The organism is Kineococcus siccus (assembly GCF_009906795.1).
Lineage (GTDB): Bacteria > Actinomycetota > Actinomycetes > Actinomycetales > Kineococcaceae > Kineococcus > Kineococcus siccus.
The window spans coordinates 1-21,963 of the sequence record NZ_JAAALN010000024.1; the positions used below are offsets into that span (position 1 = coordinate 1).

21 protein-coding genes are annotated in these 21,963 nt (G+C 76.1%); 14 read left to right on the forward strand and 7 right to left on the reverse strand.

Going from position 1 to position 21,963, the window contains the following annotated elements; translation table 11 throughout:
- The 5 genes from GTR02_RS05115 to mutM all read left to right on the forward strand — a co-directional run.
- On the forward strand, positions 1-578 hold a 578-nt coding region (locus GTR02_RS05115; RefSeq protein ID WP_205708667.1), incomplete at its 5' end, for an ATP synthase subunit B family protein.
- A 286-nt stretch (positions 579-864) separates the two neighbouring features.
- Positions 865-1,353: a YceD family protein gene (locus GTR02_RS05120; RefSeq protein ID WP_205708668.1), complete on the forward strand. Its 489-nt coding sequence runs from the start codon at positions 865-867 to the stop codon at positions 1,351-1,353.
- A 2-nt stretch (positions 1,354-1,355) separates the two neighbouring features.
- Positions 1,356-1,559 carry a 50S ribosomal protein L32 gene (gene rpmF / locus GTR02_RS05125; protein ID WP_166606398.1) on the forward strand — a complete coding sequence of 68 codons (204 nt, stop codon included), beginning with the start codon at positions 1,356-1,358 and terminating at the stop codon, positions 1,557-1,559.
- The gene (gene rnc / locus GTR02_RS05130) at positions 1,556-2,326 is read left to right on the forward strand and encodes a ribonuclease III (RefSeq protein ID WP_205708673.1); all 771 of its coding nucleotides are present in this window, start codon (positions 1,556-1,558) and stop codon (positions 2,324-2,326) included. Before rpmF ends, rnc begins: the two co-directional genes overlap by 4 nt.
- A gap of 8 nt (positions 2,327-2,334) precedes the next feature.
- On the forward strand, positions 2,335-3,261 hold the full coding sequence (gene mutM, locus GTR02_RS05135; RefSeq protein WP_166606400.1) for a bifunctional DNA-formamidopyrimidine glycosylase/DNA-(apurinic or apyrimidinic site) lyase: 927 nt from the start codon (positions 2,335-2,337) through the stop codon (positions 3,259-3,261).
- A 22-nt stretch (positions 3,262-3,283) separates the two neighbouring features.
- On the opposite strand, the gene GTR02_RS05140 is transcribed toward mutM, so the two are convergent.
- The gene (locus GTR02_RS05140) at positions 3,284-3,769 is read right to left on the reverse strand and encodes a magnetosome magnetite crystal formation protein family (protein ID WP_205708669.1); all 486 of its coding nucleotides are present in this window, start codon (positions 3,767-3,769) and stop codon (positions 3,284-3,286) included.
- Positions 3,770-3,863: 94 nt separating this feature from the next.
- Positions 3,864-4,721, reverse strand: coding sequence for a DUF3097 family protein (locus GTR02_RS05145; protein ID WP_166606401.1), 858 nt, complete (start codon positions 4,719-4,721; stop codon positions 3,864-3,866).
- Positions 4,722-4,907: 186 nt separating this feature from the next.
- On the opposite strand from GTR02_RS05145, the gene hrcA reads away from it, so the two are divergent.
- The 4 genes from hrcA (at position 4,908) to GTR02_RS05165 (ending at position 10,209) form a co-directional block, all read left to right on the forward strand.
- Positions 4,908-5,948, forward strand: coding sequence for a heat-inducible transcriptional repressor HrcA (gene hrcA, locus GTR02_RS05150; RefSeq protein WP_166606402.1), 1,041 nt, complete (start codon positions 4,908-4,910; stop codon positions 5,946-5,948).
- A 63-nt stretch (positions 5,949-6,011) separates the two neighbouring features.
- The gene (dnaJ, locus tag GTR02_RS05155) at positions 6,012-7,133 is read left to right on the forward strand and encodes a molecular chaperone DnaJ (RefSeq protein WP_166606403.1); all 1,122 of its coding nucleotides are present in this window, start codon (positions 6,012-6,014) and stop codon (positions 7,131-7,133) included.
- Positions 7,130-8,071, forward strand: coding sequence for an oxygenase MpaB family protein (locus GTR02_RS05160; protein WP_166606404.1), 942 nt, complete (start codon positions 7,130-7,132; stop codon positions 8,069-8,071). The genes dnaJ and GTR02_RS05160 overlap by 4 nt, the downstream gene beginning before the upstream one ends.
- A 65-nt stretch (positions 8,072-8,136) precedes the next feature.
- On the forward strand, positions 8,137-10,209 hold the full coding sequence (locus GTR02_RS05165) for a putative bifunctional diguanylate cyclase/phosphodiesterase (RefSeq protein WP_166606405.1): 2,073 nt from the start codon (positions 8,137-8,139) through the stop codon (positions 10,207-10,209).
- A 21-nt stretch (positions 10,210-10,230) separates the two neighbouring features.
- Here the strand turns inward: GTR02_RS05165 and GTR02_RS05170 are convergent, their stop codons facing one another.
- Together GTR02_RS05170 and GTR02_RS05175 are read right to left on the reverse strand one after the other, a co-directional pair.
- On the reverse strand, positions 10,231-11,373 hold the full coding sequence (locus tag GTR02_RS05170) for a Gmad2 immunoglobulin-like domain-containing protein (protein ID WP_166606406.1): 1,143 nt from the start codon (positions 11,371-11,373) through the stop codon (positions 10,231-10,233).
- Complete coding sequence (locus tag GTR02_RS05175) at positions 11,370-11,906, reverse strand: RNA polymerase sigma factor (RefSeq protein ID WP_338073593.1); 537 nt, start codon at positions 11,904-11,906, stop codon at positions 11,370-11,372. Before GTR02_RS05175 ends, GTR02_RS05170 begins: the two co-directional genes overlap by 4 nt.
- A gap of 128 nt (positions 11,907-12,034) precedes the next feature.
- On the opposite strand from GTR02_RS05175, the gene GTR02_RS05180 reads away from it, so the two are divergent.
- The 3 genes from GTR02_RS05180 to ngg are packed head-to-tail and all read left to right on the forward strand — an operon-like array spanning position 12,035 to position 15,958.
- A complete protein-coding gene (locus GTR02_RS05180; protein WP_166606407.1) occupies positions 12,035-12,397 on the forward strand; it encodes an HIT domain-containing protein in 363 nt (120 codons plus the stop codon).
- 22 nt (positions 12,398-12,419) lie between these two features.
- Complete coding sequence (locus GTR02_RS05185; RefSeq protein ID WP_166606408.1) at positions 12,420-14,201, forward strand: N-acetylglutaminylglutamine amidotransferase; 1,782 nt, start codon at positions 12,420-12,422, stop codon at positions 14,199-14,201.
- Between the two features lie 8 nt (positions 14,202-14,209).
- A complete protein-coding gene (ngg, locus tag GTR02_RS05190) occupies positions 14,210-15,958 on the forward strand; it encodes an N-acetylglutaminylglutamine synthetase (protein WP_338073594.1) in 1,749 nt (582 codons plus the stop codon).
- 15 nt (positions 15,959-15,973) lie between these two features.
- Here the strand turns inward: ngg and GTR02_RS05195 are convergent, their stop codons facing one another.
- Entirely contained in the window at positions 15,974-17,062 is a 1,089-nt protein-coding gene (locus GTR02_RS05195; protein ID WP_166606409.1) for an oxidoreductase, read from the reverse strand.
- A gap of 101 nt (positions 17,063-17,163) precedes the next feature.
- Between GTR02_RS05195 and GTR02_RS05200 the strand changes: the two genes are divergently transcribed.
- A complete protein-coding gene (locus GTR02_RS05200; protein WP_166606410.1) occupies positions 17,164-18,396 on the forward strand; it encodes an osmoprotectant NAGGN system M42 family peptidase in 1,233 nt (410 codons plus the stop codon).
- An 8-nt stretch (positions 18,397-18,404) separates the two neighbouring features.
- On the forward strand, positions 18,405-20,420 hold the full coding sequence (locus tag GTR02_RS05205; protein ID WP_166606411.1) for a chorismate-binding protein: 2,016 nt from the start codon (positions 18,405-18,407) through the stop codon (positions 20,418-20,420).
- Here GTR02_RS05205 and GTR02_RS05210 read toward each other — a convergent pair.
- Together GTR02_RS05210 and GTR02_RS05215 are read right to left on the reverse strand one after the other, a co-directional pair.
- Positions 20,386-21,312 (reverse strand): aminotransferase class IV, encoded by a 927-nt coding sequence (locus GTR02_RS05210; RefSeq protein WP_205708671.1) that lies wholly within the window; start codon positions 21,310-21,312, stop codon positions 20,386-20,388. The two genes, GTR02_RS05205 and GTR02_RS05210, sit on opposite strands and share 35 nt — an antisense overlap.
- A 25-nt stretch (positions 21,313-21,337) precedes the next feature.
- Entirely contained in the window at positions 21,338-21,943 is a 606-nt protein-coding gene (locus GTR02_RS05215; protein ID WP_166606412.1) for a WHG domain-containing protein, read from the reverse strand.
- Positions 21,944-21,963 lie beyond the last annotated feature (20 nt).

A 21,963-nucleotide genomic window follows, 5' to 3' on the forward strand; every position in this document is an offset into this window, starting at 1 on the left:
GTCCAGCACGAACGAAGGCAGGTAGTCCCGTGGAGGTGCACGAGAAGCTCGGCGAGCTCGCCGCCCTGGTGTCGGGAGCGCGCGCCGTGCCGCTGTCGTCGTCGGTGGTGGTGGACCGCGAGCAGGTCCTGCGGCTCGTCGCCGAGGTGCGGCGGCTGCTGCCCGCCGAGGTCCAGCAGGCGGGTGACGTCCTCGCGCAGCGCGACGAGGTGCTCGGCGCCGCGCGCGAGCAGGCCGACCACGTCCTGGCCGAGGCGCGGGCGCGCGCCGAGGAGCTCACCGACGCGCAGGCCGTGACCCGGGCCGCGCGCGAGCGGGCCGACCACATCGTCGCCACGGCCCGCGAGGAGGCGCAGCGGCTGCGCACGGACGCCGACGCGTGGTGCGACGGCAAGCTCGGCGACTTCGAGGAGGAGCTGGAGCGGTTGCAGCAGCAGGCGCGCCGCGGCCGCGACCGCCTCAAGGTGCGCGGCCCGGGCGACCCCGACGCCGCGCCCGGTGCGGAGCGGGGCGGCGGGGCCCACCCGGCCGAGCGCCCCGACGGGGACGGCCGGCCCGCGGAGGCGGCCGGGAGCTGACGCCTCCCGGCGGCCGGGCGGCGATTGGGTGACTGGCCCCGTGCTCGGCTACCCTGGTACCGGCCTCGACGCTGGTGAGCGGTGCCACTGCCCGGAGGAGTCCGGGGTGCAGTGGCGGCGACCACGAGCGGCGGGGCCGTGTGGTGCGAGCCGTGGTCTGAGTCTCTCGGAAGGTCGAGCAGTGGTGAAGGTGCAGGAGGGTCGTCTGGACCCGAACGCTCCGCTGGTGCTGTCCACGCACGAGCTGGGGCGGCGTCCCGGGTCGATGCGTCCGCTGAGGCTGACGGTGCCCGCACCGGCTGAGCTGGGCATCGCCGTGATCGGCGTCCCCGAGGGCAGCGACCTCGTGCTCGACCTCCGCATGGAGGCGGTCATGGAGGGCGTGCTGGTCTCGGGCACGGTCAGCGGCCGCGCGGTGGGGGAGTGCTCGCGCTGCCTCACCCCGGTGGAGCAGGACGTCGTCGTGGACGTGCAGGAGCTCTTCGCCTACCCGGGCAAGACTCCCGCGGAGGTCGCCGACGACGAGGACGAGGTCCGCGAGGTCGCCCCCGGCGAGCTGGTCGACCTCGAGCCGGCGGTGCGCGACGCGATCGTGCTGGAGCTGCCGTTCCAGCCCGAGTGCGACGGTCCCTGCCAGCAGGACTACGAGATCGGGGTCTCCGAGCAGGCCCCGCTCGCCGAAGAACCGGCGGACCCGCGCTGGGCCGCCCTGCAGGACCTGCTGGGCGACCAGCGGTCCGGCGACACCCCGTCCGAGACGAGAGAGAAGAGCTGACCGTGGCCGTCCCGAAGCGGAAGATGTCCCGCAGCAACACGCGTTCGCGCCGGTCGCAGTGGAAGGCGGCGGAGACGACGCTGACCACCACGCTGCAGCGCGGCCAGGTCGCGTACTCGCGCCCCCACCAGGCGCGCGTCGTCACCGACTCCGCCGGCACCCCGCTGTACCTGGAGTACAAGGGCCGCAAGGTCAAGGACCTCTGAGCCTGTCCGAGAAGCTCTCCGGCGACCTCCCGGTGGGTGACGCGTCCGTCGTCGCCCGCCTGGAGGTCGCTCTGGGTCTCAGCGTCGGCGAGGAGCTCCTCGTCCAGGCCCTCACGCACCGCTCGTACGCCTACGAGCACGGCGGTCTGCCCACCAACGAGCGCCTGGAGTTCCTCGGGGACTCCGTGCTCGGGCTCGTGGTCACCGACAGCCTGTACCACCGCCACCCCGACGTCTCCGAGGGCAAGCTCGCGAAGCTGCGCGCCGCCGTCGTGAACATGCGCGCGCTCGCGGACATCGCCCGCGACCTGCAGCTCGGCTCCTACGTCCGGCTCGGCAAGGGCGAGGAGACGACGGGCGGCCGGGACAAGTCCTCGATCCTCGCCGACACGCTCGAGGCCGTCTTCGGCGCCGCCTACCTCGCGGCCGGCATGGACGCCGCGCGCGACCTCGTGCTGCGCCTGGTCGGCCCGCTGATGGACTCCTCCGAGCGCCTCGGGGCCGGCACGGACTGGAAGACGACCCTGCAGGAGGCCACGGCCGCCACGGGTCTCGGCGTGCCGTCCTACGTCATCACCGCCTCGGGCCCCGACCACGCCAAGTCCTTCGCGGCCGACGCGGTCGTCAGCGGCACGGTGCTCGGGCACGGCGAGGGACGCAGCAAGAAGGAGGCGGAGCAGAAGGCCGCCGCCGCTGCGGTGCAGGCGCTCGGGGACGCGACGGCCGCGGCCGCGGTCCGCGCCGCGGGCGTCGCCGGCCAGGTCTAGAGCCCCGCGTGCCGGAGCTGCCGGAGGTCGAGGTGGTCCGCCGCGGGCTCGCGGGACACGTCGTGGGCCGCACCGTGCGGGCGGCGGAGTTCCTGCACCCGCGCGTCACGCGCCGCCACGTCGAGGGACCCGCGGACGCGCTGGCGCGCACCACCTCCCTCGTCGTGGGAGACGCCGTGCGCCGCGGCAAGTACCTGTGGATGCCGCTGGCCGACGCCGCCGGCACCGCGCAGGACGCGCTCCTCGTGCACCTCGGCATGAGCGGGCAGCTCCTCGTCGAGGGCGCCGACGCCCCGGACGAGAAGCACCTGCGCGCGCGGTGGCGGTTCGACGACGGGGGCCCGGAGCTCCGCTTCGTCGACCAGCGCACGTTCGGGGGGGTCGCCGTGCTCCCGCTCGTCCCCGTCGCCGACGGGGGCGCCGGGGGCCGGGGCGAGCACCCGGAGGCGTCCTGGGCCGCCTCGGTGCCGGCCTCCGTCGCCCACATCGCGCGCGACCCGCTCGACCCCGCGTTCGACGACGCGGGTTTCGCCCGCCGCCTGCGGCAGCGCACGACCGGCCTGAAGCGGGCCCTGCTGGACCAGACGCTGGTCTCGGGCGTCGGCAACATCTACGCCGACGAGGCGCTGTGGCGCTCGCAGCTGCACTACGCCCGGCCCACGCGGACCCTGCCGGTACCGGCTGCGCTGCAGGTGCTCTCGGCCCTGCGCGACGTCATGGCCGCGGCGCTGGCGGCGGGCGGCACGAGCTTCGACTCGCTGTACGTGAACGTCAACGGGGCCAGCGGCTACTTCGACCGCTCGCTGGCCGCCTACGGCCAGGAGGGCCGGCCGTGCCCCCGCTGCGGCACGCCGATCCGCCGCGACGCCTTCATGAACCGCTCGTCGTTCTCGTGCCCGCGCTGCCAGCCGCGGCCGCACGACGCCCACCCCTGAGCCGCGCCCGGCGGGGCGGCCCTCAGTGCACGAGGCGGAAGATCAGCGGGTAGCGGTAGGCGCGCCCGCGCGAGGCCTCCACGGCCCCGAGGATCGAGAACACCAGGTACACCACGCCCGGGATGGCGAGCAGGTAGAACAGCAGGAACCCGGCGCCGAAGGTCAGGAACCCGACGATCGTGAAGACGACCGAGGCGACGACGAGGTACGCGGCCAGGGCGATGTTCATGTTCAGCGCCTCGGCCGCGTGCTCGCGCACGAAGCGGCTGCGGTCCTTGAACACCAGGAAGACGACGAGCGGGCCGACGAACGGCAGGCCCACGAGGCTCGCGGCGAGCCACGAGAGGTGCCCCACCAGGCCCCACGTCCGCTCGTCCTGCACGCTCATCGGCCGCGCGTAGCCGGCGGGCGCGCCGTACGGGGGCTGGCCGTAGGGGGGCTGGCCGTACTGCTGATGCCCGCCGTACTGCTGCTGGGGCGGGCCGTCCTGGTGCGGCTGCTGGCTCACGGGGGACCTCCTGGGAGCGGGGTGTGCGGTCCTGACCGACTCTGGCAGCCGGCGCGCGTCCTGTCCTCCGTCCCGCGGCGGACGGGTACCCCCGTCAGGAGTCGCTCGCGTCGGCCGTGACGAAGTCGATCAGCTCCTCCACGCGGCCCAGGAGGGCGGGTTCCAGGTCGGCGTAGCTGCGGACGGTGCCCAGGATCCGCTTCCAGCCGTGGGCGACGTCGGCCTGCGTGGCGTGCGCCCAGCCCAGCTCGGCGAGGACGCCGTGCTTCCAGGACCGCCCGCGCGGGATGATCGGCCACCGCTCCCAGCCCAGGCGCTGCGGGCGCACGCCCTGCCAGACGTCGACGAAGGGATGGCCCACGACGAGGACGTGCGGGTCCCGCGTGACACCCGCGACGATGCGCGACTCCTTGCTGCCCGGCACGAGGTGGTCGACGAGGACGCCGATGCGCCGGCCGGGGCGCGGGCCGAACGAGCGCACGGCCGCGTCGAGGTCGTCGACGCCGTCCAGCAGCTCGACGACGACGCCCTCCACGCGCAGGTCGTCGCCCCACACGCGCTCCACGAGCTCGGCGTCGTGGCGGCCCTCGACGAGGATGCGGGAGGCGCGCGCCGTGCGGGCCGCCGCCCCGGTCACGGCCACGGAGCCGCTGGCGGTGCGGGCCGGGGCGGCCGGCGGCGCCGCGGCGCGCGGGGCGGTGAGGCGCACGGGCTGCCCCTCGACCCAGAACCCCGGGCCGAGCGGGAAGGTCCGGGTCCGGCCGCGGCCGTCCTCCAGGACGACGACGTGCACGCCGCCGCTCTTCTCCACCCGCACCACGGCCCCGACCCAGCCGGTCTCGACGTCCTCCACGACGAGCCCGGCCACGGCCGGCTCCTCGCGCGAGGTGGGCCGCCGCGGGTGCGGGTCGCTGGACAGGACGTCGGTGCCGTAGCGGTCGCGCGAGCTCACGCGGGAACGCTAGCCGCGGCCCGGACCGGGGCGGGGCTGGCGCGCCGGGCGGGCGGTGGCCGCGGGCAGCGGGCCGCGACCTGACCTAGACTTGGCACTCGACGTCGCGGAGTGCCAGAGCTCCGGGGGCGGGGTCCGGACGAGGGGTCCGCACCGCGGGCGCGGCAGCGAGGAGGGGGCAGGGCGATGAGTGACGACCGCAGGCTCTCGGTCCTGCGCGCGATCGTCGAGGACTACGTGTCGAGCCACGAGCCGGTCGGGTCGAAGGCCCTCGTGGAGCGCCACCAGCTCGGGGTGTCGCCCGCGACGATCCGCAACGACATGGCCGTGCTGGAGGAGGAGGGCTACATCACCCAGCCCCACACCAGCGCCGGCCGCATCCCGACGGACAAGGGCTACCGGCTCTTCGTGGACCGCCTCGCGGCCGTCAAGCCGATGTCGGCCGCCGAGCGGCGCGCCATCCAGACCTTCCTCGACGGCGCGGTGGACCTCGACGACGTCGTCGACCGGACCGTCCGCCTGCTGGCGCAGATCACGCGGCAGGCCGCCGTGGTGCAGTACCCGTCCCTGTCGCGGGCCGCGGTGCGCCACGTCGAGCTCGTGCCCGTCGGCGGCCGCAGCGCCCTGCTCGTGCTCATCACCGACACGGGCCGCGTCGAGCAGCGCGTCATCGACGTCCGCTCCGCCGTGGACACCGAGTCCCTCACCGCGGCGCTCGCGGCGCTGCGGACCCGGCTCAACGGGGCCCTCGCGGGCCGCCGGCTGGGCGAGGCCCGCGACAGCCTCACCGACTTGGTGCAGGTCACCCCGCAGCCCGACCGGGCCGTCGTCGCGGAGATCGTCGCGGCGCTGGGCGACTGCCTCACCGCGGGCCTGGAGGAGCGAGTCGTCATCGCGGGCACCGCGAACCTGGTGCGCTCGGGTGCCGACCTGTCGGCCTCGCTCGGCACCGTCCTGGAGGCCCTCGAGGAGCACGTCGTCCTGCTCCGGCTCGTGCAGGAGATGACGGAGGACCCGGCCGCGGACCGCGGGGCGCTGAGCGTCCGCATCGGCGCGGAGAACCTGCACCTGGGCCTGGCCGAGACCTCCGTGGTCACCAGCGGCTACGGCGGCGGCGAGGTGCTGGCGCGCCTCGGCGTCCTCGGCCCGACCCGCATGGACTACCCCACGACCATGGCGGCGGTGCGGGCCGTGTCCCGCTACGTCTCGCGGATCCTGTCCTCGTGACCCGCGGGCCGGACCGCACCCGCCGCAGCACCACCCGACCCGAGAAGGAGACCTGAGCGTCCCGTGAGCGACTACTACGACGTCCTCGGCGTCAGCAGGGACGCCTCGGCGGAGGACATCAAGCGCGCGTACCGCAAGCTCGCGCGCAAGCTCCACCCCGACGTCACGTCCGACCCGGACGCGGGCGAGAAGTTCAAGGAGGTCTCGCAGGCCTACGAGACCCTCTCCAACCCCGACAAGCGGGCGGGCTACGACCGCACCGGCGGGCAGAACGGCGCGGGCGCCGGCTTCGGTCAGGGCTTCGGCTTCTCCGACATCATGGACGCCTTCTTCGGCCAGGGCGGCCAGGGCGGCGGCCGGGGCCCCGCCAGCCGCACCCAGCGCGGGCAGGACGCCCTGATCCGCGTCGACGTCGACCTCGCCGAGGCCGCCTTCGGCGGCGAGCGCTCGATCCAGGTCGACACCGCGGTCCTCTGCCCGACCTGCAAGGGCTCCTGCTGCCAGCCCGGCACGAGCCCCGCGACGTGCGACATCTGCCACGGCCAGGGCCAGGTGCAGCGCGTCGTGCGCTCGCTGCTCGGCCAGGTCATGACGACGCAGCCGTGCCCGTCCTGCCACGGCTTCGGCACCGTCCTGCCCTCGCCGTGCCTGGAGTGCTCGGGGGAGGGCCGGGTCCGGGCCCGTCGGCCGCTGACGATCCGCATCCCCGCGGGCGTCGACACGGGCACGCGCATCCAGCTGGCCTCGCAGGGCGAGGTGGGCACGGGCGGGGGCCCGCCCGGCGACCTGTACGTCGAGATCCACGAGCGGCCGCACCCCGTGTTCACCCGCAGCGGCGACGACCTGCACTGCACGCTCGAGGTGCCCATGACCGCGGCGGCGCTGGGGGCCTCGATCCCGCTGGAGACCCTCGACGGCGTCGAGGACGTCGACGTCCGCCCGGGCGCCCAGGGCGGCGAGACGGTCCTGCTGCGCGACCGGGGCGTCGAGCACCTGCGCTCGCAGGGCCGCGGCGACCTCGTCGTGACGCTCGACGTCTCCACGCCCCGCGACCTCGACGAGGAGCAGGAGGAGCTGCTGCGCCGCCTCGCCGAGCTCCGCGGCGAGGTGAAGCCCGCCGGCAAGCTCTCGCCCGCCCACCAGGGGGTGTTCTCCAAGCTGCGCGGCCGCTTCCGCGACCGGTGACGCCCGCCTCGCCCGGTCTCGCCGAGCGCGTCCGCAGCGGCTTCCGGGCCCGCGTCTCGGGCGACCCGACCGGGGCGCCCGACTGGGTGCGCGACATCGCGCTGGTCGGGTCGGGGCCGGGGTGGTTCGAGCCCGACGGCGTGGTGTGGCGCGTTCACGGCGACCTGTCGACCCTCGTCGGCGGGGTCGTCGCGCTCCTGGGCCAGGGGGCCCACCCGCTCGCGCTGGCGGGGGTGCAGCGGCACTCCAGCTACCAGCAGGACCCGTGGGCGCGCCTGGCGGGCACGGCCCGGTGGCTCGTGGTGTCCACGTTCGGCTCGGCCGAGCTGGCCGAGCGCGAGGCCGCGCGCGTGCGCGGCATGCACACGCGCGTCCGCGGGACCGACGACCGCGGCCGCGCCTACGCGGCCTCGGACCCCCGGCTGCTGCGCTGGGTGCACCTGGCGTTCACCGACGCCTTCCTCGCGGCGCAGACGGAGGTGGGCCGCGACCTCTCGCGGCGCTTCGGCCGGGGCTGGGCCGACACCTACGTGGCCGAGTGGGCGCGCTCGGCCCAGGCCCTCGGCGCGCGCGACCTGCCCGCGTCGCGGGCCGAGCTCGCCGCGGCCCTCGCGGAGCTGCGGCCGGACCTCGAGACGGTGCCGGAGCACCTGCTGCGCTTCCTCGCGAGCCCCACGGGGCTCGGGCGGGCCGAGCAGCTCTTCTACTCCGGGCTGTCCGCGGCGGGCGGGCTGCTGCTGTCACCGACCGTCGCGGAGTTCGCGGGCCTGCCCGGCCGCGACGCGCGGGGCCTGCGCGAGCGCGCCGTCCTCGCCCGCACCCGGTGGCAGCTGCGCGGCCTGCAGCTCGCGCTCGGCCCCTACAGCCCCTCGGAGGACGCGGCCCGCCACCGCCTCGGCCTCGGACCTCGCCCGGCGTGGCTGGCCGCCGGTGCTTGACGTGGTCCCCCCGCTCTAGAAGGGTGATCCCGCGGTCGCGGTGAGTGACCTTCTAGGGAGTCCTCATGACGGTGGTCGTAGCCGTGCTGGCGCTGGTCGTCGCGGCGCTCTACGGCGTCATCGCGGTCGAGATCGTGCCGCGGCTGGCGCGCATCGCCTCCGAGCCCGCGCGCCTCATCTCCCTCGCCCGGTGGGGCGCCTTCGCGTTCTTCATGGGCTGTGCCGCCACGCACGTCGGGATCGCCGCGCAGGTGCTGCTCGGAGCGGGCCACGACATGCCCGGGGGCGGGCCGGAGATGGCCGGGCCCGGCGCCCTGGAGCTCGCCCTCGTGCACGTCCTGCCTCACGTCGCGCAGGTCATCGGGGGCCTGCTCTTCATCTCCATCGCGCGCCGCCACCTGGACATCCGGCTGGTCTCCAAGGAGGTCGCCGCGCGCCTCGCCCAGCTCGAGGCCCGCTTCCGCGCCTCCTTCGAGCACTCGCCCATCGGCATCGCCCTGCTGTCCACCGAGCCCGGCTCCGCGGGGGACCTGATCCAGGTCAACCCCGCGCTCGCGGCGATGCTGGGCTACGACGAGCACGACCGCTGGCCGGGCACCAACTACCGCGAGCTGCTGGACCCCGCCCACCTCGGCGGCAGCGCCGACGACGTGGTCGCCCTCCTGCTGGGCGACCACGACGAGCTGGACGTCGAGCAGTGCTACCGCCACCGCCTGGGGCACGAGGTCTGGGTGCAGGTCCGGACCTCCCTCGTGCGCAGCGACGACGGCGAGGTGCTGTTCAGCCTGCTGCAGGCCCACGACACCACGGAGCAGCGCCGGCAGGAGCTCGCGCTGCGCCACCTCGCCGACCACGACCCCCTGACCGGGACCGTGAACCGGCGCCGCTTCGAGGAGGAGCTGGAGCACCTCGTGGCGCTCGGCGAGCGCTACGGGCAGACCGCCGCCCTCCTCGTCGTCGACCTCGACGGCTTCAAGCACGTCAACGACACCTACGGCCACCAGCACGGGGACGAGCTGCTGCGCCGCGTCGCGTCGGTCCTGCGCGAGCGCGTGCGCGACACCGACCTCGTGGCCCGCCTCGGCGGTGACGAGTTCGGCGTCCTGTGCCCGCAGGCGGACGCCGCGGGAGGGGCGACGCTCGCGGACGACCTGCTCCGCTCGCTGCGGGAGAGCGCGACGGTCCGGGTGGGGCAGCGCGTCGTGCGCTGCACGGCCTCGATCGGGGTGGCGGCCGTGGGCGGCGGGAGCGGCCTCGGCGCGGCCGAGCTGCTGGCCTCGGCCGACCTGGCCCTGTACGAGTCGAAGGACGCGGGCCGCGACCGGGTCACCGTCCTCGACGCGACCGCTGGCCGCCGCACACCGGTGCGCAGCCGGCTGGCGTGCTCCGAGCGCGTCCGCGAGGCGCTGGAGACCGGCGGCTTCGTCCTGTGGGAGCAGCCGGTCGTGGACCTGCGCACGGGCCGCACCGAGGAGTCGGAGCTCCTGGTGCGCATGCTGGACGCGTCGACGGGCGTCCCCCTGGCCCCCGTGCACTTCCTCGAGGTGGCCGAGCGGTTCGGCCAGGTGCAGGCCCTCGACCGCTGGGTGGTCGGCCGCGCGCTGGAGCTGCTGGCGCGGCGCCAGGCCGCGGGCGGCACCGGCGTCCTGCACGTCAACCTCGCGGGCGCCTCCATCGCGGACGAGGCGCTGGTGGACGAGCTCGTCGCGCTCGTGCGCGACGCTCCCGTCGACCCGCGCGGCCTCGCGGTGGAGGTGCGCGAGGCGGCCGTGCTGGGCAACCTCGAAGCGGCCCGGCGGGCGTCGATGCGCCTGGGCGCGCTCGGCTGCCGCTTCACCCTCGACGACTTCGGGCCGGGCTTCGGGTCCTTCCGCCACCTGCAGGACCTGCCCTACGACGGCGTGAAGATCGACGGCGACCTCGTCCGCGACCTCGCCACCTCCACGAGCGACCAGCTCACGGTCCAGGCCCTCGTCGCGGTCTGCCGGGGGCTGGGCAAGCAGACGGTCGCCGAGCACGTGCAGGACGAGGCGTCCCTGGCGCTGCTGCGCAGCTTCGGCGTCGACCGCGCGCAGGGCTTCCACCTGGCGCTGCCGCAGCCGCTGCCCGAGGACAGCGTCGTGGCCCCCCTGGCCTGAGGCGTCAGCGCCCCGAGTCGTTCAGCGGACGGTGACCGTCTTGGTGTCCCCGACCGGGGCCGGGCCCTCGCCGCCGGACTCGTCGGGGGCGGCGACCGCGACCGTGTAGGTGCCCGCGGGCAGCGGGACCGTGACGGAGAACTGCGCGTAGCGGCCGTTGGCGCCCGCCTGCACGGCGTCGCGGTGCACCTCGGTGCCGGCCGCGTCGGTGACCGTGCACAGGAGCGTGCCCTCGAACGCGGTCCCGACCCCCTCGACGACGACCCGGCCGGGCGTGGCGGTGCTGATCGACGTGATCCAGGCGGGCGCCTGCACGTCGGCCTGCGGGGCGCGCGAGAGGGTCGCGGGCACGGCCTGCCCGAACACCTCGGCGCGCGCCCGGCCGTCGACGCGCAGCTGCACGGGCAGGTCGTCGCCGGCGGCCGCGGTCACGGTGTGCACGAGCTGCTGGAGGGCGGCCTCGGCCTGCGCGGCCGGGAGCGACCCGGGTGCGGCCCCCGCGTCGAGGTCGACGACGAGGGTGCCGTCCACGGAGGCGACGGTCGCGGCGGGGTCGGCGCTCCAGGGGCTCGTGTAGTCGGGGTCGACGGCCGCGCCCGCGAGCATGGCGTGCAGCGCACGGGTGGGGTCGTCCCCACCGCCCGTGGCCGGGACGAACTCGCGGAAGAGCTTCGAGGACCCCTCGCCGAGCCAGTACACGGGCACCGTCGCCGCCCCCGAGGGCAGCGGGTCCGGCGTGGCGGTCGCGGTGGCGGGAGCCTCCGCGGTGCTCGGGGTCGCCGCGGGCGGGGCGACCGCGAGCGTCTCCGACGCGCTCGGGGCCGGGTCCGCGCTCGCCGGCGCGGCCGGCGTGCTCGGGGGCGGCGTGCTGGTCGCCGGGCCCGGGCCGGTGTCCGCCGCCGTGAGCCGCACGGTGTCCCCCGGCCCGGGGCGCGTCAGCGCGTACGTCGCGCCCCCGCCGACGACCACGACGGCCGCCGCCGTGGCGACCGCCGTCCACGCGCGGGAGGCGCGCCGCCGCGCGCGCGCCCGGCCGCGGATGTCGGCGAGGCGGTCGCCGGGCTGCGCCGCGTCGGCCCGGGCCGCCATCGCGTCCCGCAGCGAGCGCACGGTCGGGTCGTCCTCGCCCGGGAGGGGGCCGGTGGGCGTGGGGTCCTTGCTCATGACAGCTCCTCGGTGGTCCGCACGGCGGCGCGCAGGGCGCTGAGGCCCCGGTGCGCGTGGGTCTTGACGGCCCCCCGGCTGATGCCCAGGGACTCGGCGATGTCCTGCTCGGAGAAGTCGGCGTGGTAGCGCAGCACGAGGACCTCGCGCTGCCGCGCGGGCAGCGCGTCCAGCGCAGCCAGCACGGTCCGGTGCTCGGCCGAGCGCACGGCGCGCTCCTCGGGGCCCTCGGGCTCGGGGTCCGGCAGGGGCCGGCGGCGGTCCTCGACCTCGCGGTGGCGCAGCACGTCGCGGGCCCCGTTCACCACGGACTGCCGCAGGTAGGCCACGGCGCTGGCGTGGTCGTCCAGCCTTCCCCAGCGCCGGTGCAGGGCCACGAAGGCGTCCTGCACCACCTCCTCGGCGCTCGCGCCGTCCTTGACCAGCAGCAGGGCCAGCCCCACCAGGCGGCGCCAGTGCGAGGCGTACAGCACGGTGACGGCCGTGTCCGCGTCCCAGGCGCGCGGGTCCTCGCCGGGCGCCGGGTCAGCCACGGCGAGCTCTCGCAGGTGTTGCACGACGGTAAGACGTCCAGCGGTCACTCACGGTTGACATCCAACCGGAGGAGATCTCAGCCGCCCCCGAGCGTGGTCCCCGGCGCGGCGGACTACCCTCGCCGGGCATGAGCGGCACCCCGGCCGGACGCGCCCCCGACGACCTGTTCCTCCGGATCATCGCGGGCGAGGTGCCCGCGGACGTCGTGCACGCCGACGACCTCGTCGTGGCGTTCCGCGACGTCGCCCCGCAGGCCCCGCTGCACGTCCTCGTCGTGCCCCGCGAGCGCTACGAGACCGTCGCGGACCTCGCGGCCGCGGCTCCCGCCACGCTCGCGCGCCTGGTCGCGGTGGCCCAGCAGGTCGCCGACGCGGAGTCCGGTGGCGAGTTCCGCCTCGTGTTCAACAGCGGCGCGGGCGTCGGCCAGTCGGTGTTCCACGTCCACGGTCACGTCCTCGGGGGCCGCGACTTCACCTGGCCCCCCGGCTGATCCGCGGGTTGGATGGTCTGCCATGTGCGGGTTGTGCGGTGAGGTCACCTTCGACGGGCGTCCGGCGGACGTCTCGGCGGTGCAGCGGATGTCCGGGCAGCTCGCCGTGCGCGGGCCGGACGGCGAGGGCCTCTGGGCGCAGGGCCGGGTCGCGTTCGGCCACCGGCGGCTGTCGGTCATCGACCTCTCGGCGTGCGGGGCGCAGCCCATGCTCGACCCGGAGCTGGGCCTCGCGGCGGTCTTCAACGGCTGCATCTACAACTACCGCGAGCTGCGCGAGGAGCTCGGCGCGCTGGGGTACCGCTTCACGTCCACCTCCGACACCGAGGTCATCCTCAAGGGCTACCACCGGTGGGGCACGAACGTCGTCGACCACCTCGTCGGGATGTTCGCCGTCGTGCTGCACGAGCGCGACTCCGGCCGCGTGGTGCTCGCCCGGGACCGCCTGGGCGTCAAGCCGCTCTACCTCGCCGAGACGCCGGGCCGCCTGCGGTTCGCCTCGAGCCTGCCCGCGCTCGTCGCGGCCGGCGACGTCGACACGACGATCGACCCGGTCGCCCTGCACCACTACCTGACCTGGCACGCCGTCGTTCCCGCGCCGCTGACCGTGCTGCGGGGCGTGCGCAAGCTGCCACCCGCGACGGTGCGCGTCGTCGAGGCCGACGGCACGGGTCACGAGCACCGCTACTGGGCGCCGGACCACACCCGCCGCGCGGAGTTCGCGGGTTACGACGAGCGCGACTGGGAGGACGCCGTGCTGGCGTCCCTGCGCACCGCGGTGCGGCGCCGCACCGTGGCCGACGTGCCGGTCGGCGTGCTGCTGTCGGGCGGGCTGGACTCGAGCCTCATCGTCGGGCTGCTCGCGGAGGCGGGCCAGCCGGGCCTCGCGACGTACTCCATCGGGTTCGAGTCCGTCGGCGGCCGCGAGGGCGACGAGTTCGCCTACTCCGACGTCATCGCGGAGCGCTACGGCACCGACCACCACCGGATCCGGGTCACGGGCGACGAGCTCGTGGGTGCGCTCGGCCACGCGGTCGGCGCCATGAGCGAACCCATGGTCAGCCACGACGTCGTCGCGTTCGACCTGCTCTCGCAGCACGTCTCGCAGACCACCAAGGTGGTGCAGTCCGGCCAGGGCGCCGACGAGGTGTTCGCCGGGTACCACTGGTACCCCCCGCTCGCGGGGCTCGACCCGGCCGCCGGGGTGGACGCCTACGCGGCCGCCTTCTTCGACCGCGACCACGCCGGCACGGCCCGGGTGCTGCAGCCGCAGTGGCTGACCGAGGAGGACGTGTCGCGGCGGTTCGTCGAGGAGCACTTCGCCCGCCCGGGCGCGGACACGGCGGTCGACGCGGCCCTGCGGCTGGACACCGAGGTGATGCTCGTCGACGACCCCGTCAAGCGCGTGGACAACACGACGATGGCGTGGGGGCTCGAGGCCCGCGTGCCGTTCCTCGACCACGAGCTCGTCGAGCTGGCCGCGTGCGTCCCGCCCGGGCTGAAGCTCGCCGAGGGCGGCAAGGGGATCCTCAAGCGCCTGGGGCGCAGGGTGATCCCGCGGGAGGTGATCGACCGGCCCAAGGGGTACTTCCCCGTGCCGGCCATCACGCACCTGGAGGGGAAGGTGCTCGGGCTCGTCCGCGACGCGCTCTCCAGCGACGCCGCCCGCGCTCGCGGCCTGTTCCGCCCCGAGTACGTCGCGGGCCTGCTCGACGCGCCCAACGCCGAGCTGACCCCGTTGCGCGGCAACAAGCTCTGGCAGCTCGGCCTGCTGGAGCTGTGGCTGCAGCAGCACGGGATCTGAGGCCCGCCGTGCCGAGCACCGCGACGCGGCGCCACCTCACCGTCGCGGGCCTGCGCCGGCGGCCGGGCCTGCCGCACCACCTGCGCGACGGCGTCGCCCGCGACGTCGTCCTCGACATGGGCTGGGGCCGCCTCGTCCTGGGCCAGACCTTCGCCGACCAGCGCGACGTGGTCGACGCGCTGCGGGCCGAGGAGACCGGCGAGCGGGACATCGCGATGTACGTGCGCGACCCGCAGGTGCTCGTGGGCCTCGCCCCGCACGAGCTGTTCGTCGACCCCTCCTACACCTACCGCCTGCCGCTGGCGCGCTACCGCCCGCCGCGCGACCGCAACCCCGACGTCTTCGTGCGGATGGTGCGCGAGCGCGCCGAGCTGGAGGACGTCAACCGCCTCTACGCGGCGTGCGGCATGGTCCGCTCCGACCCGGACGTCATGTGGGCCAACCACCGCACGCGGACGTTCACCTACCTCGTGGCCGAGGACACGCGCACGGGCGCGATCGTGGGGACCGTCACGGGCGTCGACCACGTGCTGGCCTTCGGCGACCCCGACGCGGGCGCGAGCCTGTGGTGCCTGGCGTCGGACCCGCAGGCCGCCCCGCGCGGGGTCGGGGAGTGCCTCGTCCGCGTCCTCGCCGAGCGCTACGCCGCGCGCGGGCGGGCGGTCCTCGACCTGTCCGTGCTGCACGACAACGACGCGGCGATCGCGCTGTACCGCCGGCTGGGGTTCCGCCCCGCACCGCCGGTGGTGGTCAAGCGGAAGAACCCCATCAACCAGCCGCTGTTCTCCCCGCGGCCCGCGGGTGTCGACGGGCTGAACCCCTACGCGCGCATCATCGCCGAGGAGGCCCTGCGCCGCGGCGTCCGGGTGGAGGTGACCGACGCGCCCTCGGGGGAGATGCGGCTGTCCTTCGCGGGCCGCTCGCTGCTGACGCGCGAGTCGCTGTCGGAGCTCACGAGCGCCGTGGCCATGAGCCGCTGCGACGACAAGCGGGTCACCCGGCGCCTGCTCGCGGCGACCGGCGTGCGCGTGCCCCGCGGGGTCGAGCTGGCGCCGGACCCGCTGCGGGACGAGGCCGGGCTGGCCGCGGTGGAGGAGCTGATCGCCGAGCGGGGGCCCGTGGTGGTGAAACCCGCGCGCGGCGAGCAGGGCAAGGGCATCACGGTGGGCGTGGCGACGCCCGACGCCCTGCGCGACGCGGTGGCCGAGGCGAGCGGGCACTGCCCCGACGTGCTGGTCGAGGAGCTCGTCCGCGGGGAGGACCTGCGCATCCTGGTCATCGACCACGAGGTCGTGGCCGCGGCCGTGCGGCGGCCCGCGGCCGTCATCGGCACGGGCGCCGCCACCGTGCGGGCGCTGGTGCAGGAGCAGAGCCGCCGCCGGGCCGCCGCGACCGGCGGGGAGTCGCGGATCCCGCTGGACGCCACGACGGAGGCCGTCGTCGCCGACGCGGGCTGCTCCCTCGACGACGTCCTCGAGCGCGGCCGCCGCCTGCAGGTGCGCCGCACGGCGAACCTGCACACGGGCGGCACGATCGACGACGTCACCGACGACCTGCACCCCGACCTGGTGGACGCGGCCGTGGCGGCCAGCCGGGCGCTGGGGATCCCCGTCACCGGGCTCGACCTGCTCGTGCCCGACGTGCGCGGGCCGGAGCACGTGGTCATCGAGGCCAACGAGCGCCCCGGCCTGGCCAACCACAGCCCGCGCCCGACCGCGCAGCGCTTCCTCGACCTGCTGTTCCCCGAGACCCGCTGAGCCTCGCCGGGGGCCTCAGACCCCCTGACGGGCGTCGGCGAGGAACGGGTAGTCGGTGTAGCCGCGCGCGCCGTCGGTGTAGAACGTCGAGGCGTCGGGCTCGTTCTCGGCGTGCTGCCCCGCCCAGCGCTGCACGAGGTCGGGGTTGGCGATCGCCATGCGCCCCACCGCGACCGCGTCGGCCGCGCCGCTCTCGACGAGCGCCACGGCGTCCTCGCGGGTGGTGACCGCACCGAAGCCGCTGTTCGCGACCAGCGGGCCGCGGAAGCGGCGGCGCAGGTCCTGCACGAGGTCCCCGGCCGGTTCGGCGTGCAGCACGCTCAGGTAGGCGAGGTCCAGCCCGGCCAGGCCGTCGACGAGCGTCCCGTACGTCGCGAGGACGTCGGCCGCGTCCGGTTCGAACGCGTCCTGGATGCCGTGCGCGGGGGAGATCCGCACGCCCACGCGGCCGGCGCCGACCTCCGCGGCGATGGCCGTCGCCGCCTCGAGCGGGAGGCGCGCGCGGTGCCCCGGCGTCCCGCCGTAGGAGTCGTCGCGGCGGTTCGCGGCGGGGGACAGGAACTCGTGCAGCAGGTAGCCGTTGGCGCTGTGCAGCTCGACCCCGTCGAACCCCGCGTCGAGGGCACGCCGGGAGGCCGCGACGAGGTCGCGCACCGTGGCGCGCACCTCCTCGGTGCTCAGGGCGTGCGGCACCGGGTAGGGGAGCTTGCCGCCGGGCGTGTGCACCTCGCCGCGGATCGCGACGGCGCTCGGGGCGACCACGTGCGGCGTGCCCGTGATGGCCGGGTGCGAGACGCGGCCCGCGTGCATGACCTGCAGCACGATGCGGCCGCCGCGGGCGTGCACGGCGGCGGTGACGGCGCGCCAGCCGTCGACCTGCGCGTCGGTGACGATGCCGGGCTGGCCCGGGTAGCCGCGCGACTCCGGCGAGGGGTACGTCCCCTCGGCCACGAGGAGGCCGAAGCCCGCCCGCTGGGCGTAGTGCTCGGCGACGAGGGGCCCGGGGACGCCGTCCTCGCCGGAGCGCAGCCGCGTGAGCGGCGCCATGACGACCCGGTTGGGCAGTTCCAGGTCGCCGAGGGTGAGCGGGGAGAACAGGTTCACGGTGCGTGCGGGCCTTCCGTCGGGGCAGGTGGTCGACCGGCGCAACCTCCGGCCGGGCCCGGGTGTTCCGCCCCGCGCCGCGGGCGGGCACCATCGGGGTGATGAGCACCGCGAGGACGACTCCCGACGACCCGTCCGCCGACCCGTCCGGCGAGCGACCGGTCGACCTGCCGATCGACGTCGACCACCTCACCGCGACGCTCATGGAGATGCTGCGGATCCCCAGCCCGTCGGGGCGCACGGACGCGGTGATGCGGACGATCGGCGCGCACCTCGACGCCCTCGGCCTGCCCTTCGACGTCACCCGGCGGGGGATCCTGCGCGCGACGCTGCCCGGCGGCTCGCGGACGGTGCGCCGCGCCGTCGTCGTGCACGCCGACACCATCGGGCTGATGGTCAAGCGCGTGAAGGAGAACGGCCGGCTCGAGGTGGTCCCGGTCGGCAGCCACAGCGCGCGGTTCGCCGAGGGCGCGCACGTCACGCTGTTCACCGACGACGCCGAGGCCGTCTACACGGGCACCGTGCTGCCGCTGAAGAGCAGCGGTCACGCCCACGGCGACGAGATCGACACCCAGGGCGTGGGCTGGGACTTCGTGGAGGTGCGCATCGACGAGCCCGTCGAGAGCGCGCGGGACGTCACCGCCCTCGGGGTCCAGGTCGGCGACTTCGCGGCGCTGGACGCGGCGCCGCAGCTCACGCGCGGCGGGTACGTGAAGTCCCGCCACCTCGACGACAAGGCCGGGCTCGCGGCGTGCCTGGCGGCGCTGAAGGCGCTGCGCGAGGCGCGGGTGCCGCTGCGCGTCAGCGCCCAGCTCCTCGTCACCATCGGCGAGGAGGTGGGGTTCGGGGCCACCCACGGGCTCGCGCCCGACGTGGCGGAACTGGTCGCGGTGGACAACGCGGTGGTCGCGCCCGGGCAGGCCTCGCGCGAGGAGCTCGCGAGCATCGGCATGCTCGACATGACCGGCCCCTTCGACTACCACCTGTCGCGGCGGCTGCACGGCCTCGCGCGCGAGCACCGCATCCCCGCCGTGCGGGACCTCTACAAGCACTACCGCTCGGACGCGGCCCCCGCGCTGGAGGCCGGGATCGAGGCGCGCGCGGCGCTGCTGGGCTTCGGCCTCGACGCCAGCCACGGCCACGAGCGCGTGCACCTCGACGGTCTCGTGGCGCTCGCCCGCCTGCTCGTGGTCTACCTGCAGACCGGCCTGACGTTCGACGACTGGGACCGCGAGGACGCGGGCGACCTCGCGGACTTCCCCAGCGACGAGGTGCAGCCGGCCGAGCCGGAACCGCTGGACCGCACGGTCGTCCCCGACCGCGCGGACACCTGAGCCGCACCGTGCGCTGGCTGGTCGTGGACAACCACGACTCCTACACGCACAACCTCGTCGACCTGCTCGCGGTCGTCACCGGCACCGCTCCCGTCGTGGTCAGCGACGACGACGCCGCGCCGGGCACGCTCGACCTCACGGGTTTCGCGGGCATCGTCATCTCGCCCGGCCCGGGGCACCCGGCGCGCGCGCGGGACTTCGGCCTGGCGGCGGACGTGCTGCGGCGCAGCGAGGTCCCGGTGCTCGGGGTGTGCCTCGGCATGCAGGGGATCGGGCTGGCGGCGGGTGCGGCCGTCGTCCCCGCGCCGCAGCCGCGGCACGGTCACGTCGAGTCGGTGCGGCACACCGGGACCTCGGTGCTCGCGGGCCTCCCGCAGGAGTTCCCCGCGACGCGCTACCACTCGTTCTGCGTCGCGGAACCACTGCCGCCCGAGCTGGAACCCCTGGCGTGGGGCCGCGACGGCGTCCTCATGGCGCTGCGGCACCGCACCCGCCCCCTCGTCGGCGTGCAGTTCCACCCCGAGTCGATCGCGAGCGGTTCCGGCCGGCGGATCGTGGAGAACTTCGTCGCCATGTGCCGGCCGGTGCAGCGCCGGTTCACCGCCACCGTGCGGCGCCTCGACGTCGAGGTGGACGCGGAGGAGTTCTTCGCGCGCCGCTGCGCCGACGCCCCCTGGTCGTTCTGGCTGGACAGCAGCGCCCGGGGCGCGGGCTCGGGCCGGTTCTCCTTCCTCGGCGACGCCCGCGGGCCGCTGGCGGAGGTCGTGACCCACCGCACGGGCGAACCGCCGGCACTGCCCCACCTCGCGGCCGAGCTGGCGCGCCGGGAGGTCGTCCTCGCGGGCGAGCAGGTGCCGCCGTTCGCGTTCACGGGCGGGTACGTCGGCTGGGCCGGCTACGAGCTGCGCGACGAGTGCGGGGCGCCGACGCCGCGGCGGGCGGACACCCCCGACTCCGCGTGGGTGTTCGCCGACCGGTTCGTGGCCGTCGACCACGACCGGCGCGAGACGTGGCTGCTGGCGCTGAGCGAGGACGCGGCGACGGCCGCGGCGGCCGAGGCGTGGCTCGCGGAGACGGCGGCGCTCGTCGCGCGGCTGCCCCGCGGGCCCGCCGCCCCCCGGGAGGTGCTCGTCCTGCCGGGACCGGACGAGGTCGCGGGCCTGCTCGTGCGCGCCCCCGCGGACTACCGGCGCGACGTCGAGGCGTGCCGCGCGGCGCTCGTCGCGGGGGAGAGCTACGAGATCTGCCTGACCAACGAGGCGAGGGTGCCCGTTGACGCACCCGGCGCCGCGCTGGACGGGTTCGCGACCTACCGGGCCCTGCGGCGCGCGAACCCGGCGCCCTACGCGGCGTTCCTGCGCTTCGGCGACGTGGAGGTCGCGTGCAGCTCGCCGGAGCGGTTCCTGCACGTCGGGGTCGACGGCACGGTCGAGACGCGGCCCATCAAGGGCACGGTGCGCCGCGACCCCGACCCGGCCACCGACGAGGAGCTGCGCGGCGGCCTGCAGCGCGACGCCAAGACGCGCGCCGAGAACCTCATGGTCGTCGACCTGCTGCGCAACGACCTGTCCCGCGTGTGCGTGCCCGGCAGCGTGTCCGTCCCCGCGCTGATGGCCACCGAGACGCTCCCGAGCGTGCACCAGCTGGTGTCCACCGTGACGGGGCGGCTGCGCCCGGACGTCGGGGCGGTCGCCGCCCTGCGCGCCTGCTTCCCGCCGGGCTCGATGACGGGGGCGCCGAAGCTGCGGACGACCGAGGTGATCGACGCGCTCGAGCAGCGGCCCCGGGGGATCTACTCGGGGGCGCTGGGGTTCCTGGCCTGCAACGGGTCCGCCGACCTGGCCGTCGTCATCCGCACGATGGTCCGCGTCGGCGGCGCCGGGGTCGGGCCGTGGCGCATCGGCGCGGGCGGGGCCGTCGTCCTGGACTCCGACCCGGACGCCGAGGTCGCCGAGGTCCTGCTCAAGGCGGCGACGCCGCTCGCGGCGCTCAGCCCTCGCACCACGCCCGCACCGACGGGGTGAGGTCGGGGCGGCGCGGCAGGGCGCGGCCGTCGAGCGAGGTCACCTCGACCGCGCCGCGCACGCTGGAGACGAGCCACAGCGCGTCCGCGCGGTGCAGGTCGGGGACGGTGGCGACCCGCTCGTCGGCCGGGTGGCCCGCGGCCCGCGCGCCCGCGAAGACCGCGCGCTGGGTGGTGCCCGCGAGGATGCCGGTGGCCCCCGCGGGGACCGTCCGGAACCCGCCGTCGGCGAACCACAGGGCCGTCGCGGTCGGCCCCTCGAGGACCTCCCCGGCCGGGGTGGTGAACAGGACGTCCTGCGCACCGCGCCGGGCCGCCTCGCGCAGCGCCGCGGTGTTGACGGCGTAGGAGAGCGTCTTGACCCCGCCGAGCAGCCACGGGGCGGCGCGGTGGGCGTCGACGGCGGTCCCGCGGTCGAGCGTGACGACCGCGACGCCGGTGGCGCGCTGGCCGACGATCTCGGCGGCGACGGGGCGCAGCGTGGCCAGGCCGGTCGGGCCCGCGCCCGCCGTGCCGCGCGTCAGCAGCAGCCGCAGCGCGGCCTCCTGCCCCTCGCCGAGGTCCGTGCAGATCTCCTCCGCGAGCGCGGTCCAGGCCGCGCGGTCGGGCGCCGGCAGGTCGAGCGCGCGCGCCGAGCGCTCGAAGCGGTCGAGGTGGGCCGCGAGGTGGAGCAGGCGCGGGGGTGTCCCGCCGAGCACCCGCAGCGTCTCGAAGCAGCCGTCGCCGCGACCGAGGCCGAGGTCGTCGGCGCTGACGACCGCCGCGTCCCAGGCCACCTCGCCCGTCCCCAGGACCGCCGTGCGCGGCCGCACCGCCGCCTCCTGCCCCCGGCCCTCCTGCACCCGGCCGTCCCGGACCCGTCCGGCCGGCACCGTCTCCTCGCGCGTCGTCACGGCCCCATCCTGGCGCAGCGGTGGCTCAGGCGGGCGCGGCGCCGCGCAGGGCGGTGGCGCACACCACCTCGAGCAGCTCGGTCGTCCGCTGCGCGTCGAGCACGCCGGCGTTGAGCAGGGACGCGAGCCCGTGCAGCGAGGAGAACAGCGTGACCGCGACCGCGTCGCCGGCCCCGACGGCGAGCAGGCCTGCGTCCTGGCCCTGCGCGACGAGGGCGAACAGGGGCGCGAAGGCCGCGTCGGCGGCGGCCGCGACGGCGGGGGTCCCCGGCCGGTGCTTGCTGCGGAACATCAGCGCGAGCAGCTCGGGGTGCTCGGTGGCGAAGCCCACGTAGGCCGTCGCGGCGCGCAGGTAGCGGGCCGCGAACCCCCCGGTGCCGGCATCGCCCGGCACGGGGTCCAGGGCGCTGCGCAACCGCGCCTCGAGACGGGCGAACCCCTGCTCGGCGAGGGCGTCGAGCAGCGCGTCGCGGTCGGGGAAGTGGCGCCGCGGGGCCGCGTGGCTCACGCCGACCTCGCGCGCGAGCTCGCGCAGGGACAGCGCCGCGACGCCCTGCTCGACCACGGTGCGCTCGGCACGCTCCAGCAGCTCCTCGCGGAGGTTGCCGTGGTGGTAGGCGCGGGTGGTCACGGAGAGGAGGGTAGCGAGAT